Source organism: Pedobacter sp. GW822-FHT03F06, from assembly GCF_058801365.1.
Genome location: NZ_JBXANE010000001.1, coordinates 367,426 through 383,687 on the forward strand (window position 1 = coordinate 367,426; position 16,262 = coordinate 383,687).

Annotated in this window: 15 protein-coding genes; 5 read left to right on the forward strand and 10 right to left on the reverse strand. The window is 36.7% G+C overall.

Annotated features, from left to right (window positions below):
• Positions 1 to 115 precede the first annotated feature (115 nt).
• Positions 116 to 466, forward strand: a complete 351-nt coding sequence (locus AC1RJ8_RS01440; protein ID WP_492952117.1) for a hypothetical protein — start codon at positions 116 to 118, stop codon at positions 464 to 466.
• 5 nt (positions 467 to 471) lie between these two features.
• On the opposite strand, the gene AC1RJ8_RS01445 is transcribed toward AC1RJ8_RS01440, so the two are convergent.
• Positions 472 to 972 (reverse strand): very short patch repair endonuclease, encoded by a 501-nt coding sequence (locus tag AC1RJ8_RS01445; RefSeq protein ID WP_492952116.1) that lies wholly within the window; start codon positions 970 to 972, stop codon positions 472 to 474.
• A gap of 452 nt (positions 973 to 1,424) precedes the next feature.
• Here AC1RJ8_RS01445 and AC1RJ8_RS01450 point away from each other — a divergent pair, with 452 nt between their 5' ends.
• The gene (locus tag AC1RJ8_RS01450) at positions 1,425 to 2,054 is read left to right on the forward strand and encodes a phosphatase PAP2 family protein (protein ID WP_492952115.1); all 630 of its coding nucleotides are present in this window, start codon (positions 1,425 to 1,427) and stop codon (positions 2,052 to 2,054) included.
• Here AC1RJ8_RS01450 and AC1RJ8_RS01455 read toward each other — a convergent pair.
• Positions 2,051 to 2,659, reverse strand: coding sequence for a Crp/Fnr family transcriptional regulator (locus tag AC1RJ8_RS01455; protein ID WP_492952114.1), 609 nt, complete (start codon positions 2,657 to 2,659; stop codon positions 2,051 to 2,053). The genes AC1RJ8_RS01450 and AC1RJ8_RS01455 overlap by 4 nt on opposite strands.
• A gap of 219 nt (positions 2,660 to 2,878) precedes the next feature.
• Here AC1RJ8_RS01455 and AC1RJ8_RS01460 point away from each other — a divergent pair, with 219 nt between their 5' ends.
• A complete protein-coding gene (locus AC1RJ8_RS01460; protein WP_492952113.1) occupies positions 2,879 to 3,544 on the forward strand; it encodes an HAD family hydrolase in 666 nt (221 codons plus the stop codon).
• A 71-nt stretch (positions 3,545 to 3,615) separates the two neighbouring features.
• Here the strand turns inward: AC1RJ8_RS01460 and AC1RJ8_RS01465 are convergent, their stop codons facing one another.
• A complete protein-coding gene (locus AC1RJ8_RS01465; RefSeq protein WP_492952112.1) occupies positions 3,616 to 4,788 on the reverse strand; it encodes an aldose epimerase family protein in 1,173 nt (390 codons plus the stop codon).
• Positions 4,789 to 5,183: 395 nt separating this feature from the next.
• Here AC1RJ8_RS01465 and mgrA point away from each other — a divergent pair, with 395 nt between their 5' ends.
• Entirely contained in the window at positions 5,184 to 6,176 is a 993-nt protein-coding gene (gene mgrA, locus AC1RJ8_RS01470; protein ID WP_492952111.1) for an L-glyceraldehyde 3-phosphate reductase, read from the forward strand.
• Positions 6,177 to 6,971: 795 nt separating this feature from the next.
• Here the strand turns inward: mgrA and AC1RJ8_RS01475 are convergent.
• Both AC1RJ8_RS01475 and AC1RJ8_RS01480 read right to left on the reverse strand, forming a co-directional pair.
• Positions 6,972 to 8,126, reverse strand: coding sequence for a PAS domain-containing sensor histidine kinase (locus AC1RJ8_RS01475; RefSeq protein WP_492952110.1), 1,155 nt, complete (start codon positions 8,124 to 8,126; stop codon positions 6,972 to 6,974).
• A 112-nt stretch (positions 8,127 to 8,238) separates the two neighbouring features.
• On the reverse strand, positions 8,239 to 9,405 hold the full coding sequence (locus AC1RJ8_RS01480) for a DUF3095 domain-containing protein (RefSeq protein WP_492952109.1): 1,167 nt from the start codon (positions 9,403 to 9,405) through the stop codon (positions 8,239 to 8,241).
• A 158-nt stretch (positions 9,406 to 9,563) separates the two neighbouring features.
• Here AC1RJ8_RS01480 and AC1RJ8_RS01485 point away from each other — a divergent pair, with 158 nt between their 5' ends.
• The gene (locus AC1RJ8_RS01485; RefSeq protein ID WP_492952108.1) at positions 9,564 to 12,065 is read left to right on the forward strand and encodes a TonB-dependent receptor domain-containing protein; all 2,502 of its coding nucleotides are present in this window, start codon (positions 9,564 to 9,566) and stop codon (positions 12,063 to 12,065) included.
• Between the two features lie 198 nt (positions 12,066 to 12,263).
• On the opposite strand, the gene AC1RJ8_RS01490 is transcribed toward AC1RJ8_RS01485, so the two are convergent.
• The 5 genes from AC1RJ8_RS01490 to AC1RJ8_RS01510 form a co-directional block, all read right to left on the reverse strand.
• The gene (locus AC1RJ8_RS01490; RefSeq protein ID WP_492952107.1) at positions 12,264 to 12,461 is read right to left on the reverse strand and encodes a hypothetical protein; all 198 of its coding nucleotides are present in this window, start codon (positions 12,459 to 12,461) and stop codon (positions 12,264 to 12,266) included.
• A gap of 103 nt (positions 12,462 to 12,564) precedes the next feature.
• A complete protein-coding gene (locus AC1RJ8_RS01495; RefSeq protein WP_492952106.1) occupies positions 12,565 to 12,885 on the reverse strand; it encodes a hypothetical protein in 321 nt (106 codons plus the stop codon).
• A 129-nt stretch (positions 12,886 to 13,014) separates the two neighbouring features.
• Entirely contained in the window at positions 13,015 to 13,311 is a 297-nt protein-coding gene (locus tag AC1RJ8_RS01500; protein ID WP_492952105.1) for a Dabb family protein, read from the reverse strand.
• Between the two features lie 48 nt (positions 13,312 to 13,359).
• Positions 13,360 to 16,056 (reverse strand): DNA ligase D, encoded by a 2,697-nt coding sequence (gene ligD / locus AC1RJ8_RS01505; RefSeq protein ID WP_492952104.1) that lies wholly within the window; start codon positions 16,054 to 16,056, stop codon positions 13,360 to 13,362.
• A gap of 10 nt (positions 16,057 to 16,066) precedes the next feature.
• Positions 16,067 to 16,240: a DUF3606 domain-containing protein gene (locus tag AC1RJ8_RS01510; protein ID WP_215127755.1), complete on the reverse strand. Its 174-nt coding sequence runs from the start codon at positions 16,238 to 16,240 to the stop codon at positions 16,067 to 16,069.
• Between the last annotated feature and the right edge of the window lie 22 nt (positions 16,241 to 16,262).

A 16,262-nucleotide genomic window follows, 5' to 3' on the forward strand; every position in this document is an offset into this window, starting at 1 on the left:
TAATATTTGTGCTTGTTTGGTCTTAGTTATTGATTTCTACCAAATTCAGCTTACCTTTGAAAGGATAAACCAATGCTTTTGGCCTTATTAAATTTTCATTTAAATCATCCCATTCATGAAAAAATTATCTCTTCTGTTGTTGCTAACAGCTTCGGCACTTTATACAAAGAGCCAAACGCTGGTATTAGCCAAAGACGTTGCTCAATATATTGGTAAAAATGTAACCATTTGCGATTCGGTATATAGTGCAAAGGCATTAGATAAATTAACATTAATTAATTTAGGTGGTGCCTATCCAAAAGAGCTGATTACCGTAGTCATCAATAAAGAAGACATTGTTAAATTTCCTTCAGAACCTTCAAGCATGTTTATGGGAAATAAAATTTGTGTTACCGGAATTATATCTGATTATAAGGGCAAAAAACAGATTTTAGTTACCGACCCGAAGCAGATTATCGTAAAATAAATAGTCTAATCCTCAAACTGCGGTATTATTGCCGCTTTAGCCGCCTCGATATAAAGTAAAACCTGATTAACGCATGCTATTAAATTTTCTTTTACCTCGTGTTCCCAAAACCGCATTACGGTATAACCTTGAGCATGCAGCTGTTGGTTAATATGTTTGTCGCGTTGGATATTTCGTTCAATCTTCGGGATCCAAAAACCAGAATTTGTTTTTAAAGTTGATTTCTTTTCGTCCCATTTGTAACCATGCCAAAAATCGCCATCTACAAATATGGCGAGCCTGTACTTATTGATAACCAGATCGGGTTTGCCAGGAAAATTTTTAGGATGGGTTCTGAACCTTATATGTTTGCCCCAAAGCGCCTTACGTAGTTTCAATTCGGCCAGGCTATTTTTTGACCTAATTTTATACATGTTCTTACTCCGTTGCGCAGTAGTGTAAAAACCAGCACTTTCTTCAAAGCGGGGAACTTTGATCTCCTCATCTTTATATGGCTTAGGCTCCATACCAAAGAAACCGTTAATAATTCTAAATTGTTTAAAAAATTGGTGATAGAAGGGGCGATATTGATCAACCTAAGCACCTCCTCATTTAAAGGAGGAGGCTTCGGTTGGAGCGTTAATACAAAACGTATAATTTGTGAGTAAATTGTCGAGTGGTGTGCTCCTTCAGTCGGCAGGAAATTAATCCTGCCAACCTCGTAAGCATAGATATCCTTATTATCTGATTCGAAGATTAAAAATCATTTCAACATATCATAACGGATTATACAGATAGGCGTTTTTCCTTGATGAATCGTTTTATTTCCTTGATGAATATTTTTGGTCTTGTAGTTTTTCTCATACTTTAAATTTAGACTTTCACAGATTTTGATGCTCAAATCCATTTCTAAAAAGCTGAAAATTTTGTATCTATTAGCATAAAATCCATAGTTTTGGTTTTTGATCAACCTATACCTATGATTTTAAAACGAAATACGCTAATTTTTATCCTCATTATATTAATTGCTGCATTTACCTGTTTAAGTTTTTTCATTGCGCAGCACCCTATACTTGATTTTGATGTTAAAACCTCATTGTTTATTCAGCAATACCATGCAGACTGGTTAGATAAATTAATGTTGGCCATCAGTTTTTTTGGCGAACTCCCCTATTCATTACTTTCAGTAGTAGTGGTGGCAATCATATTTTATCAGCAGAAATATAAACGAGAAGGTCTATTCATTTCATCAGTTTTATTATCTGGATTAATTATCCTGGGTATAAAAAATGTAATTAACCGTCCTCGCCCTACTGCCTTTTATGTACGACTGGTGGAAGTAAACCGCTTTCAGAGCTACCCCAGTGGGCATGTACTTTCTTATACCCTCTTTTTTGGCTTCTTAATTATTTTGATGAATACGCTTAAAGACATGCCTAAGCTAACTAGAAATATAGTGACTTATCTATCAGCGTTTTTGATGATTACCATTGCCCCATCGAGAATTTACCTGGGTGCTCATTGGTTTACCGATACAGTTGGCGGTGTTCTATTGGGGTTAATCTGTCTTTTCCCGCTTTGCTATTTTTACTTTAAAAAGAGGGATTAATCCTTTTCTTCCCGTTTTTCTTTCTTCCTGATCCTGCTTAAAGTTTCGATCCGCATCCCCAGATAGCTGGCCAAAAATTTTAAAGGAACCCTCGACTTTATGGTAGGATAACCAATTTTAAACTGTTTGTACCTTATTTCTGCTGAAGGGATTCGCGACAAAATAGACCGCTCCTGCGACATATGGTAAAGTATGGCCAATAATTTTCTGGCTAAAATGTTGGTTTCAGGAAATTGTATATACATATCGTCAATAAAACGATATGGTAGTATGAGCAGTTCCGAATCTTCCAGGGCCTGATATTGTTCCTGATAAGTTGGGATAAGCGTTCCCGGATTTCGAATACTACCAACAAGGTGATTTTCATCTGTTAACCAAGCGGTAATATCTTTTCCTTCATCCATTACAAAAGCCCGCACTAAACCTTTAACAATAAAAAATAAACACTCACCACTGATCTCACTAAGGTTAGGTAAAATCTCATTCTTATGCACAGAGATTTTAAATGTTTCAGTTTTTATCCGCTCAATTATCTCTTTTCTTAATGGCTGCAGCTCAATTAAATACTTAATAAGAGGCTCACTTTCATGATGGGCAGCAGTCATAATATTTATCTGGGTTTTAAAACGATGCAAGCTATTGCTTGAATACCGGATTTCCAAATATGAAAACGAGTTCTACAGTCAAAAAATTACAGTTGTGGAAAATTTATTTTTACGCCATCTGTTTTTGGCACCACTTTAAGGAATAATTTATTCATTAAATTTTAGCTTTGATCACAATAATTTAACTTAATCATAAAAAAATCTGATAATTTTGCCGCCATGACGGATAATAAACCCAAAGCTTTTCTTTTCGATCTTAATGGAACCATGATTAACGATATGGCTTTCCACAATCATGCCTGGCATAACATACTTACAAAAGATTTAGGAGCAAGTATTAGCTTCGATGCGGTAAAAAAACAGATGTATGGTAAAAATCAAGATCTGTTAGAACGTGTTTTTGGTATTGGTCATTTCTCTCAGGAACAGATTGATCAGATTTCAATCGAAAAAGAGCATAGATATCAAGCGGCTTATAAAAAACATTTAACATTAATAGCAGGTTTAGGCGATTTTTTAGAAAAAGCAAAACAATCAGGCATTCAAATGGCAATTGGCTCTGCTGCTATTCCCTTCAATATTGATTTTGTACTCGATAATTTAAATGTGCGTTCCTATTTTAAAGCCATAGTAAGTGCCGAAGATGTGGTCAATAGTAAACCCGATCCGGAAACTTTTACCAAAGGGGCTGAAATTTTAGGCGTTGAAGCCAGTCAATGCATCGTTTTTGAAGATGCACCAAAAGGTGTTGAAGCAGCGCAGAATGCTGGGATGAGATGTGTTGTACTAACAACCATGCATACTAAAGAAGAATTTGCAGCTTACAACAACATTATTGCTTTTATAGAAGATTATACAGATCCAGTTTTACAAGAACTTTTCTAAATAAAAACGACCTGCATTTCTACAGGCCGTTTTTATTTTATCATTGTTGGGATACAGCGACCAACAAAAGATTATTTGGTAAATTTATATATCGAGCTTGTTTTATACACCTGCCCAGGCTTTAAAACCGTTGATGGAAAAGCGGGTTGATTTGGTGAATCTGGGAAATGTTGTGTTTCCAATGCAATTGCTGTTCTAAAATCATCTTTAGCACCAGTTTTAAAAGTATTTTTACTTTGCATAAAATTTCCGCTATAAAACTGTAAGCCTGGCTCCTGTGTATAAATATCCATCACTATACCCGACTTATCTCCTTTAACCGTAGCCGCATGAAACATGCCCATTGCTTTGGTTTTATTTAGCACGTAATTATGATCATAACCTTTCCCGAAGGTTAACTGCTCGTTTTTATCGTTTATACGGGCACCAATGGTAGTTGCTTTGGTAAAATCAAACGGCGTTCCCTTAACCTTTTCAATTTTTCCTGTCGGGATCAAGGTAGAATCAACGGGCGTGTACTCATCTGCATAAATCTGTACCTCGTGGTTCAAAATCTCACCGCTTCCATCACCATTTAAATTAAAGAACGCATGGTTTGTTAAGTTTACGATAGTGGTTTTATCTGTTTTAGCCTCGTAGTCCATTTTCAGTTCATTATCATCCGTTAAGGTATAAGTTACTTTAACATCTAAATTGCCCGGAAAATTTTCATCGCCATCTTTTGATAAGTAATGAAGCACTAAGGTATTGGCACTTAGCTGAGTAGCATCCCAAACTACATATTGATAGCCTTTTTTTCCACCATGAAGGGTATTCTGTCCGTTATTGGTAAACAGTGAATAGGTTTTACCTTCAAGTGTAAATTTACCCTTTGATATGCGGTTGCCATATCGGCCAATAGTTGCACCAAAATAGGGCTCGGTTGATTTTTCGTAATCATGAACACTTTTAAATCCCACTACCACATCCACTAACTTACCATCCTTATTTGGCACCAATAAACTCACCAGGCGACCACCATAATTGGTAAAAATAGCCTCCGCATTATGCTTATTCTTTAAGGTGTATAACGTTGTTTGTTTACCATCAATTTCCTTTTTAAAAGAATCGGCGACAAGTTTTACGACGGCTATTGAGTCGCTTTTTAAACGATCAGCTGATGAAGATTTTTTGGTTCCGGATTGACAAGATGCAAAGCCAATTACAGCGAGCATACCGAGGTTCGTTAATGATTGTAATTTCATAAAATGGAATACTTGGTTTAGATTTTTAATTAAGTTTTTAAATATAAATATATGACTTAACTTTTTAAATAAAACGATTTAGAATAATCAAAATACATATATTAAAGACTAATTTTAATTAAATGCCAGTGATGATACGATTTGTAGAAATGGCGATAACAAAATGTTGAATGATTAAAAATATTTGATTTATTTTTTTGTTTTTCAAAAACATATTGGAGATTTTTTTTTTAAAAGAGATGGATTAACTGGAAGGTTTAAACAGTTTCAGTATGATGAGAAAATACATTTTAACTGCGTGCTACTAATTTTTGGTCGCCAGCAGACAAATATTAACCTAATATTGATTAAAATCCGGTAAAACTGATTATTATTGCGGCAATCAAATTCCAAATATGAATCAAATCATTTCAACAGATCGTTACGACAAAATGCTATATCGCCGTTGCGGAAACAGTGGCATAAAATTGCCAGCAATATCGTTGGGTTTATGGCATAATTTCGGGCATGTAAACGTTTTTGAAAACAGCAAAAACCTAATTTATACTGCTTTTAACAATGGAATTACCCACTTCGATTTAGCAAATAATTATGGGCCGCCTCCGGGCTCGGCTGAAGAAGTTTTCGGAAAAATCCTTCATGAAAATTTTAGGGGCTACCGCGATGAAATGATTATTTCGAGCAAAGCCGGATATACAATGTGGGATGGTCCTTATGGCGACTGGGGATCGAAAAAATACCTGGTCTCTAGTTTAGACCAAAGTTTAAAACGTATGAAACTGGATTATGTTGATATTTTTTACCACCACCGTCCAGATCCTGAAACTCCGCTTGAAGAAACTATGGGGGCTTTAAGTCTTATGGTTCAACAGGGAAAAGCTTTATATGTAGGTATTTCAAATTATCAGGCAGAAGAAGCTGCAAAAGCCATCAAAATTTTAAAAGATAACGGCACGCCATGTTTAATCCACCAACCTAAATATTCGATGTTCGAACGTTGGGTGGAAGGTGGTTTACTTGATGTTTTAGCGCAAAATGGCGTGGGTTGTATTCCGTTTTCGCCATTGGCACAAGGTTTACTTACCGATAAATATTTACACGGTATTCCTTCTGATTCGAGAGTATCCACCAGTGGTATTTTCCTGAAAGAAAGCAATATTACGCCGGAGAAATTAGCCGTAATTGCTAAACTAAATGATGTTGCCAAATCGCGTGGGCAAAAATTAGCACATATGGCTTTATCGTGGATACTAAAAGACGATAGAATTACAACGGTATTAATAGGTGCCAGTAAACCAGAGCAGATTACGGATTCAATTAAAGCTTTAGATAATATAAAATTTAGCGATACTGAAGTAAAACTGATTGATGAAATTTTAAATAGTTAAAGTCAGCCGTCATTTTCACCGCAATGTTCCAACGGAACTCTTTCGAAGGAGAAATCTTTGAACAATTCAATAAACATCGTCCAAAGATTTCTCTTTCGACTTAACACCCTACCGTGCGGGCACATCTTTTGTTAATTTTATAGTTGTTTTTAACATACATTCCTAAGGCAATCATCATGCTGAATTCATTTCAGCATCTTTCCAGCTACTAAAAGACATTGTTTCAAAAAAAAATAATTAAACAAACATTGACTTTTCCGCTCTTTGCCGCGGGGGCATGGTAGTTTTTCGCAGATCAAGTTGTTTTTATTAGTGCTCAAGAATGCTGGCGCATTTTGGAGCGCCAAAGTACCCAAAACGCTCTGTCAATCCAGCAATGGGCCTTTTACACAATCCTACACACATCAAAAAACAGAGGCACATCGTTTAATCAGTTTTTGTTTGTGTTTTCTTTGGGCTGATTGAGCCCTTTGGGGTTTGTGTTCAATACTTATTTAAAACTTTAATTAGCGTTTATGAACACAAAACCACTACGTTTAGGTTTGGCAGTACTATTTGTTCCTTCCTACAACTGTTTTTTTGATTTCTCGGGCCCTTGGGATTGACGAAGTTCTTCGGTTAAAACAATGTGTTATTAGAGGAAGCTAGGAAAACGCCTAAAAAATCAAAAAAATGTGTCCACACAGTAGGATTTAGCTTCGGAACCGTACTCCAGTCGAAATGACGATTTATCATCCTGGCGTCCAATCTTTTGCTTTTTCTTAAACTAACCTCGAAACTTCAATTGTGGTTTAATCATGTAAGATTAGCGCTTACAGGAAGCGAAAAGTGAAATGTAGAACCAGCACCATAGGTACTTTCTGCCCAAATTTTACCATGATGCAAATTTATAATCTCCGCACTTAGGTATAAACCGATCCCAAAACCTGAGATGGTTTTAGTTTGCTGATTTTCTACCCTGTAAAACCGATCAAAAAGTTTCTCTAAATCATGAGCCTGTATGCCAATGCCATTATCTGCTACAGCAACATGTACTTCATTTTCCAGGGCTTCTGATTGAACAGAAACAGTACTGCCCTGATCTGAATATTTTACAGCGTTGCTAATCAAATTTGAAATTACAGAGTCAATTTTATCTTTATCTGCATATATTAATTTAGGCTTATCCGCTGCATAATTAATCTGATTAGCGGGATGGACTAACCTTAGGTCTTCTACAAGATCAGAAATCAGTTTATCAAGATCAAAATGAGATAGGTTCAAGTGAATTTCTCCTGATTCTAAACGTGATACATTTAAAAAAGAAGTGATCATGGAACTCATTTTCCGGATCTGTTTTTGAACTTTATCTAAAGTATTTACGATAAAAAGATCTGTTAAACTCCGATTCTGCATCAATTGAACATAAGCACTAATAGAGGTTAAAGGCGTTTTTAACTCATGGCTTACCATACTGATAAAATCATTCTTTTGCCGCTCCTCCTTTATACTGATTAGAAGCTGTTCCTGATCTAGTGCTTCCCGTTGCAGTTCAGTTTCTTTAATGGCTTTTTTCGCATTAACCATATCAGTAACATCGCTTGCGGTATGAAGAACACAATAAGGCATCCCAGTTTCATCCTTAATGGCGCGGTATTCGTAAGCATAATAAGCTGTTTGTAACCTTCCATCCCTTAGGGTTTCAGCCGGAATAGCATCTCCTTTATCTGTAATCCCGGTTAGCAACACGTTTTTCAGCATATTGATAAAGGGCTGACCTTTTAACTCAGGCACAGCATCTTCTAACGGTTTACCAATAATAGAGCGGTCTTTTCCCCAAAAAGCAATCATGGCATCATTGGCCATTTCGATTACAATATGCTCGGATGTGTATATGGCTGTTGCATCTTTTGATAAGGAAAGAACCTCTAAAAGCTGATTATTACTTAAAACCCTTGAATAACTTTCCATTTATACTTTAAAAATTAAAACCCGACTATGCTGATACTTATGATAAAATCAAATCACACTAACTATCATACAAGTTGGCCATTACAAATGTTTGGCTATTGTTAACCTTTTATCATCTGGTATTTAATTTATCGCGTATTTTCTGTTTAAGGATTCCCGCGGCCTGAGTATATCCCCCATCTGCTCCGTCAACAAAATGAATGTGATCATCCTCCAGATCCCTAACATAGCAAGACATGATCGATTCGCCGCTAACATAGAGCGCATATAAAATTTCATTATTTTTTTCCAGCTGATTAAGCGCTTTCTGCAATATTAATCGCTGCTGTGCAGTTCCGGTAATTACAGTATTTATTCTACCATCTATCACCAGCGTATCCGACATTTCTACAAGCTGCTTCAGGTATTTTTTACCCCGCTCCGTTCTGAAATAGATGTAGCCATAAATATTGATGAGCCATGACTTGATCAGTTCAAAGAGTTTAATCTTTCCAACCCGGTGTTTCATCTCTTGCCCTAAACTGTTAAAACTTGTCTTAAAAATCAGCTTAGAAACTGAAATCGGCTGGCGCTTTTCGGGGGTTCCATAAATTTGATCGAGGTGATGGATCACTTTACTGAATGCCATTGCCTGTTGTTCTATTTCTGAAGCTATAACAATTAATGTAACCACCTCATCACTGTTTTCGGGTGGCGCTATCTTATCCCAACGGCATTGCATACCACTTAAATCGATTTCATCACTTGCAGTATTATGGCCGGCAAGCAGGTAATCATCTCCTTTGATAATCTGTTCTGCATAGGCCAGTCCATCGCCTAAAATAACGGGGATGGAAAACGTTTCAGCGCTACTGAATCTACAAATGTTAAGGCTATGCCCTTGTTTGTAGATTTCTTCAACAGGTATAATCCCAGTCCTTAAATCAAGGTTAAAATTTTGTAAGGTGTTAGCTTTGTATTTTAGCAGCGATTTCATCACATCATCTACAATACTGGGCGGAACAATAAAAGTAGCCCCATCGCCACCGAAGAAAAACGGAACCAAAATGTTTGCTTTAAATGCAATATTGAGTACCGCAACAATACTTCCAGTAGCAATCAGGTTAACATTTTCGTGTAGGCCCGAATTTACAGCCACTGTTGAGCGCTTAATATCGGTGATGATTACAGACCAGCTGGCAACCACTTTTTCAAATAATTGATTTTGAATCAACAATTGATGTAATGGCATTTTATGAACGGGCAGATTAGAGTAGAAATGGTCTTCGCTATTTTGCATAATTAAATTTGATATATCCTAATATACGCATTCAAAAAAGTCATGTATTTTAAAAAGCAAACTAAAATCTAATCTTATTTAGAACGAATAAAAATAATTTTGTAATTCCGCTGCAAAAACGCTTCCTTTGCGCCAACTAAGAATTAATCTAAATAAAGATGAATAAAAAATTTACTTTTCTTTTAAGTTTTATAGCTTTTTTCCTGTTTTTGGCAGGAGATACCATGGCACAAAGCAAAAATTGCTCTGTTTCGGGCTCAATTAAAACCAGCGATGGCAATCCAGCTGCTTATGTAAGTGTTGGTTTAAAAAACACTGGTAAAACTACACAAACAGATGAGAAAGGTAATTTCACCATTAAAAATCTGACACCTGGCACCTATACGATCAAAACATCTGCTATTGGCGTTTCTGCTCAGGAAAAATCAATTACTGTAGCGGCTGGTCAAACTGTAACTGCTGATTTCACCATTGCAGAATCTTCATCTCAATTGGACGAAGTAGCGATTAATGGTTACAAAACACCAAATAGAAAGCCGGCTAATCTGGGTAAAATTGCCATTGCCCCTATGGATCTTCCACAGGCGGTTCAAATTATCGGCAACCAGGTAATAACTGATATACAAGCCAACCGTTTAAGCGATGTATTGAAAAACGTAAATGGTGTTGCTTTTGGCGAAAACAGAGGTGGGGTAAGTGGTGAAACCTTTTTTGCACGTGGGTATAATTTAGGTGCCAATAATATTTTCAAAAATGGATCGCGGGCTACAAGCGGCGGTATGCCTGAAACCAGTACATTGGAATCCGTTGAGATTTTAAAAGGAAGTGCCGCTTTGCTTTACGGAGGTGTAAGTGGTGGAGCTGTAGTGAACCTGGTAACAAAAAAACCTAAATTCGAATACGGTGGTGAAGTTTCTATGCGAGGTGGTAGTTATGATATGTACAAACCAACAGGAGATATTTATGGCCCGATTACAAAGAATTTAGCCTTTCGTTTAATTGGTACATATGAAGATGCTGCAAGTTTCAGAAATAGTGTCAACTCGAACAGGGTTTATGTAAATCCATCTTTACTTTATAAAATAAGCGAGAAAACAGATATTTTATTACAAGGTGATTATTTGAAAAGTAACATGACGCCAGATTTTGGTGTTGGTACTGTTGAAAATCAAATCGTAGATATAGGCCGCAATGCTTTTGTAAATGCGCCTTGGGCATACAACAAAACGAATACAGCTACGACACAATTAAACATTAACCATAAATTTAACGACAATTGGAAGTTGAATGTATTGGCTAATGTGCAATCCTACAACCGCAACTATTTTAGTGCAGAACGCCCATTTGCGGATACTAAAGTAGCAAATAACCCACTTCCTTATGGTATTGCTGCAAGAAATATTACCCGCTCTAAAACAAAAGAATTCACTTACAATGAGCAGATTAATTTAAATGGTTATTTTAAAACCGGAAGTATAAGTCACACGCTACTGGTTGGTGCTGATGCAGATCAATCGCGTACAACCAGCGGTGGTTTTACCTTCAACAATAACCTAGCTGCTTTTAACTATGGCAACGTCAACTTACTTGATCCATCAACTTATTTCGGATCGGGTATTGAGCCAACCGTAAATGTAGTTTCAGAGACTTTTGCGCCAATATACCGCATGGGTACATTTGTACAGGATTTGGTTTCGATTACCGACAAATTTAAAGTACTTGCCGGTGTTCGTTATACTTTCCAAAAAACACCAAGAACTGTTACCACAAACTTAGCTACAGGTGTACAAACCTTAAGTGTAAACAGTTTAAATAAGTCAAAAGTAGAAAGTGCCTTTACTCCTAAATTTGGTTTAATCTATCAACCGTTAAAAACAACATCAGTATATGCCAGTTATTCGAGCAATTTTGTTCAGAATACAGGAACCGATATTAATTTAGCTCCATTAGATCCTTCAACATTGCAACAATATGAGGCTGGTGTTAAAAACGACTTACTCAAAGGCAGATTATCTGTTAACTTAACCTGGTACAGAATTGCCAATGATAAATTTGCACAACAGGCACTAATTAATGCACAAGGTGTGCCAAATGGCGATGCTAACATTAAAGAACTTAATGGAAAATCGTTAAGTGATGGTTTAGAACTTGATATTACAGGTACAATAGTAAAAGGCTTGAACTTTATTGCTGGCTATAGCTATAACTATATTCGCTATACCGAAACCCGTAATAGAACAGTTTTAAAAGTGGCAGCGCCAACTCCTACTAACCCTAATGCAACTAGAGATGTTATTGTTGGTGGAATTATAGAAGGACAAAGATTGGTAGGTACTACTAAAAATACAGCTAACGGAACGTTATTTTATACTTTCCAAGAAGGAAGCGTTAAAGGTTTAAAGCTTGGTGCATCAGCGTACTACACTGGCGCTCGCAATGGTGGATATAACGACTCTAAAATACAAGCATATAGCAGATTAATTCCATTAAGTTCCTTTACAACTTTCGATTTGTCTGCTGGTTATAACTGGAGAAAAATTTCATTATTGGCGAAGATTTCGAACATCACAAATGAGTTAAACTATTTCGTACATGAAAACTACAGTGTAAATCCAATTCCGCCACGTCAGTTCATGACCACATTATCTTATAAATTCTAATTACAAGAATAAATTACAAAAAGCTCCAGGCCGAAAGATCTGGAGCTTTTGTGTTTACAAATTAGGCAATACTTGTACATCCTCCATCATTGGTATTTTACGCCAAAACCAAGTAACAGATGTGCAATACAAAACCAATGGTTACGATATATATATCCTTATAAAAAACACAACCAATTGGTTAAGGCAAGAAAGAAATTAAAGAATAATTAAGATGGTGCCCGATTTAAATAATTTAAAGTAATAGTGAAACTCACCATGGCGGTTTACTTTTTCGATTTCGCACACTTTGCCTGATTTACCATATTCATCAGCTAATAAATCACCAATTTTAATGTTATCTAACTGATTTACGTTAAGGGATCCTCTTTTAATTAATGTAGCTGTTTTTTCCATAAGATTGCAGTTTGAAGTATTTACGTAACCGAAAACCATTAGGTTTTGTAGCGCCATGAAATACCTACTAATAAGTATCAAACATACAAAATTGTAGTGTTAATTAGCAATACACAATCTCATAAACTCTTTTCATGTATAAGGCTTCGTCAATCTTGGTAAAAAACTCATACCATTCTTCACGCGTAAAAACTAAACTGATATCAGGGAAAGGAGTCGATAAAATAACAACCTGCCTCCCATCAGGCCTGCTCTCTAAATAATCATCGAAATCGAGTTTTTTAGTAGCCACATAAAAAGCATCAAACTGATCAAAAGAAAAGTTCATTAAAACACCCGAGCGCCATATATTTAGAACTTTACAATTATTGCACTGCGCGATGGTGATGTTTTCGTTTTGAGCAAGTACAGTTGTTTTACACATGGGCTTTACATTTAAAATTGATCAATAGATTTAACAAATATCTTATTATTTAGAATAATTCCAAATAATAAATTCAATTTATAAATAAAAGCAAAAAAAATACCTCCGATTTTTGTCGGAGGTATTTTTTTATGCCGCGTCGTAAATTACAACCTTTTCGAAATAAACCCTGAATTCATCCAGGAAAGCCTTATGTAATGGGTGAACCTGGTAAACATCATGTGCTGCCAAATCTTCAAATAATAAAAGGAGGCTAAATGTATAAGTGGTATCTACCACAGCACGCTCAATCGGTGCGGGTACACCAATGTGAAAAGTTTTAGCAACTTCAATGTTTTCTAATGTTTGTAAGCTATTGCGGAAAGCAACTTTCTGCTCATCGGTGGTATCGGCTTTTAGCCAGAATAAAACGTGGTGTGCTATCATTTTTTAATTTTTTCCAAATATAATGAAAGCAGGAAAAGATCGTGGACTTTATCTAAAAACACTTTTAGCTTTATCGACAGCTTTTATTAAATCGATCCCCTTACCCAATACTCCCTTAAACAGATCTCCTTCAACTTTTAGGCGATCGATAGCATTAAAAATATTAAAATCTTTCATTTTCAAGCCAGGCTTAACTTCATCCCAATGCAAAGGCATTGATACGGTTGCACCAATTTTCGGGCGTAATGAATATGGTCCGGCAATTGTTGCCCCTGGCCTATTTTGCAAAAAATCCAAATACATTTTTCCTTTTCTGGCTGCTACCATCCGCTCGAGTGAAGTATATTCAGGTATTTGATTGTGTACGAGGTTGACCACTATTTTGGCAAACATCTGACTTTGCTCATATGTATATTTGGCATTTAACGGAATGTAAATATGCATTCCGGTTGAACCTGAGGTTTTACAATAACTGGGAACATTAATGGCATCCAATACTTTTTTTGTTTCCAGAGCAGCTTCAACCACCTGATCAAAAGTATGTTTATCAGGATCTAAATCAATTACACAGTAATCGGGATGATCAGGGCTTTGCACCCGGCTAAACCAAGGATTCATTTCTATACAGCCTAAACTCGCCATCCAGAGTAATGAAGCTTCATCTGTTCCAACAAGGTATTCCTTTTTTTCGCCTTCACCATTTTCATAAGGAAAAGTTTCGGCCCAATCTGGCGCTTTTCCTTTTACATCTTTCTGGTAAAAACTAGGACCGTGTATTCCGCCCGGAAAGCGGTTAAGTGATTGTGGGCGATCTTTCAGGTATGGCAAAATGTACTCAGCAACCTGATAATAGTAATTAAACATGTCTCTTTTGCTTACTTTATCTTCGGGCCAATAAATTTTACTCAAGTTGGTAAATTTAAGCTCATGACCTTTAATTTTCCTTACCTGCGTTTCATCTTTTGGGTTCAACAAAGTTTTAGGCACTTTGCCATTTGGTGCTTTTATTGCCTGTGCATGTGGGTTTTCTTCACCAGTATTGTCTACAATTTTTTCTGTTGGTACTTCTATTTCTCTTACCACTTCTTTGGCTTTTTTATCTTCACGCATGCCCTGAAAAGACGGGTGGCGAAAAACACCATCATCGGTTACTTCTGTAAAAGCGACTTCACATACGAGTTCTGGTTTTAACCAGGTAGCTTTCGCTTTTGGCGGATTTGGCCTGAAGCGCGAAGGCTTGTTTACATCAGGTATACTTTCGAAAGGGCTTTTGTCGATAATAATCGGCTTAAACTGCTCCATCATTGTTTTCTGCAATTTATCCGAAAATCCTGTTCCAACTTTACCTACATATTGCAATTTTCCTTTTTCATAAATACCCAACAGTAAAGAACTAAAAGATTTAGAAGTATCGGCATTTTTGGTAAAACCCGCAATAACCACTTCTTGTCGTTTCTGCACCTTAATTTTCAGCCACTCTTTTGATCTTCGGTCTGTTGCATAAGTGCTATCCATTTTTTTTGCGATAATGCCTTCTAATCCCATTCTCTTTGCCGCGTCGAAAAAATCGACTCCACTGGCTTTAAAAACTTTACCAAGGCGCACACGGTCATCATCAGTTGGCAGTATATCGTTCAATATGGCTTGTCGCTGATAAAGCGGCAGCTCCGTCAGGTTTTTACCTTCGTACCACAGCATATCGAACACATAAAAAACAAGTTCACCATCTGCTTCGCTACGCCAGTTCTGCAAGGAGCCAAAATTGGATACACCTTTGTTATTTAACACCAAAATCTCACCATCAAATACCGCATTCATTTTCCAAGTCAAAAGCAGGTCGTAAATGGGGTAAAATTTTTCATTAAAGGATTTATTATTTCGGGATAACAAATCAACCTTTCCTTTATTAATAAAAGCCAGGGCACGGTAACCATCCCATTTTACCTCATATTGCCAATCAGGATCATCGAAAGGTTCGTTAACCAAGGTAGCCAGCATAGGTTTTACCCCTTTTGGGATAGCTGTTTTGGGTGCTTTCTTTAATACGCTTTTTACATCTACAGTTTGGTCATCTCCTACTGGCATGGTTTCTTTCTTTGCTTTTTGCTTGGGACTTTTTTTTTCAGCCTTTAAATCCTGCTCCTTTCCTTCTTTCCAGACCTTATCGGATGTTTTTTCCATCTTTTCGATTGTTTTTCCGGAAAGCACAGATTTATCTTCTTTGGTAATGTCTTTTGTAGATGCGTAATCGTCTTTATGTTTGATTAAAAGCCAGCCGTTTTCACCCATGCCATGTGTTTTAACAAGGGCAAACTCGCCATGAAGCTTTTCTCCATTTAATTTGATCTTTAAAGAGCCATCTTTTAACTGGCTTAACAGATGTTTTTCTTGTGCCTTTTTGCCTTTAATCGTTTCTATCGGCTCGTAAGTTCCTTCATCCCATACAATAACGGTTCCGCCACCATATTCACCCTGTGGAATAATGCCTTCAAAATCTTTGTAATCGTATGGATGATCTTCTACCATCATGGCCAGGCGTTTGGTTTTAGGATCGGTTGAAGGCCCTTTCGGTACCGCCCAGCTTTTTAAAACACCTTCCATTTCGAGCCTGAAATCGTAGTGCAAACGCGAAGCATCGTGTTTTTGGATCACAAAATGTAATTTGTTCCGATCGTTGCTTTTACCCGATTTTGGTTCGGTAGTTTTTGAGAAATCGCGCTTGGCAACATACTTTTTCAGGCTCATAATCAATATTTTACTTTTTCAAATAATCTTCAACTGCGCGGGCAGAGGTACCAACTGTTTGCACTACGGCTTTCAGCTTATCTTTGCTTACCCCGAATTTGTTAGACCAATAATCTAGCTCATAACCTTCGTTAATGTTGATCCTAGCCCGATCAGCACTACCGTTTTTTTGTTTATCATCCATAACTATTTTTTGATTAGACAGT

What these genes read in the sequence shown, in the direction of transcription:
- AC1RJ8_RS01440 (WP_492952117.1), top strand. Translation starts at nt 116, where the DNA reads ATGAAAAAATTATCTCTTCTGTTGTTGCTAACAGCTTCGGCACTTTAT.
- AC1RJ8_RS01445 (WP_492952116.1), bottom strand. Translation starts at nt 972, where the DNA reads ATGGAGCCTAAGCCATATAAAGATGAGGAGATCAAAGTTCCCCGCTTT.
- AC1RJ8_RS01450 (WP_492952115.1), top strand. Translation starts at nt 1,425, where the DNA reads ATGATTTTAAAACGAAATACGCTAATTTTTATCCTCATTATATTAATT.
- AC1RJ8_RS01455 (WP_492952114.1), bottom strand. Translation starts at nt 2,659, where the DNA reads ATGACTGCTGCCCATCATGAAAGTGAGCCTCTTATTAAGTATTTAATT.
- AC1RJ8_RS01460 (WP_492952113.1), top strand. Translation starts at nt 2,879, where the DNA reads ATGACGGATAATAAACCCAAAGCTTTTCTTTTCGATCTTAATGGAACC.
- AC1RJ8_RS01465 (WP_492952112.1), bottom strand. Translation starts at nt 4,788, where the DNA reads ATGAAATTACAATCATTAACGAACCTCGGTATGCTCGCTGTAATTGGC.
- mgrA (WP_492952111.1), top strand. Translation starts at nt 5,184, where the DNA reads ATGAATCAAATCATTTCAACAGATCGTTACGACAAAATGCTATATCGC.
- AC1RJ8_RS01475 (WP_492952110.1), bottom strand. Translation starts at nt 8,126, where the DNA reads ATGGAAAGTTATTCAAGGGTTTTAAGTAATAATCAGCTTTTAGAGGTT.
- AC1RJ8_RS01480 (WP_492952109.1), bottom strand. Translation starts at nt 9,405, where the DNA reads ATGCAAAATAGCGAAGACCATTTCTACTCTAATCTGCCCGTTCATAAA.
- AC1RJ8_RS01485 (WP_492952108.1), top strand. Translation starts at nt 9,564, where the DNA reads ATGAATAAAAAATTTACTTTTCTTTTAAGTTTTATAGCTTTTTTCCTG.
- AC1RJ8_RS01490 (WP_492952107.1), bottom strand. Translation starts at nt 12,461, where the DNA reads ATGGAAAAAACAGCTACATTAATTAAAAGAGGATCCCTTAACGTAAAT.
- AC1RJ8_RS01495 (WP_492952106.1), bottom strand. Translation starts at nt 12,885, where the DNA reads ATGTGTAAAACAACTGTACTTGCTCAAAACGAAAACATCACCATCGCG.
- AC1RJ8_RS01500 (WP_492952105.1), bottom strand. Translation starts at nt 13,311, where the DNA reads ATGATAGCACACCACGTTTTATTCTGGCTAAAAGCCGATACCACCGAT.
- ligD (WP_492952104.1), bottom strand. Translation starts at nt 16,056, where the DNA reads ATGAGCCTGAAAAAGTATGTTGCCAAGCGCGATTTCTCAAAAACTACC.
- AC1RJ8_RS01510 (WP_215127755.1), bottom strand. Translation starts at nt 16,240, where the DNA reads ATGGATGATAAACAAAAAAACGGTAGTGCTGATCGGGCTAGGATCAAC.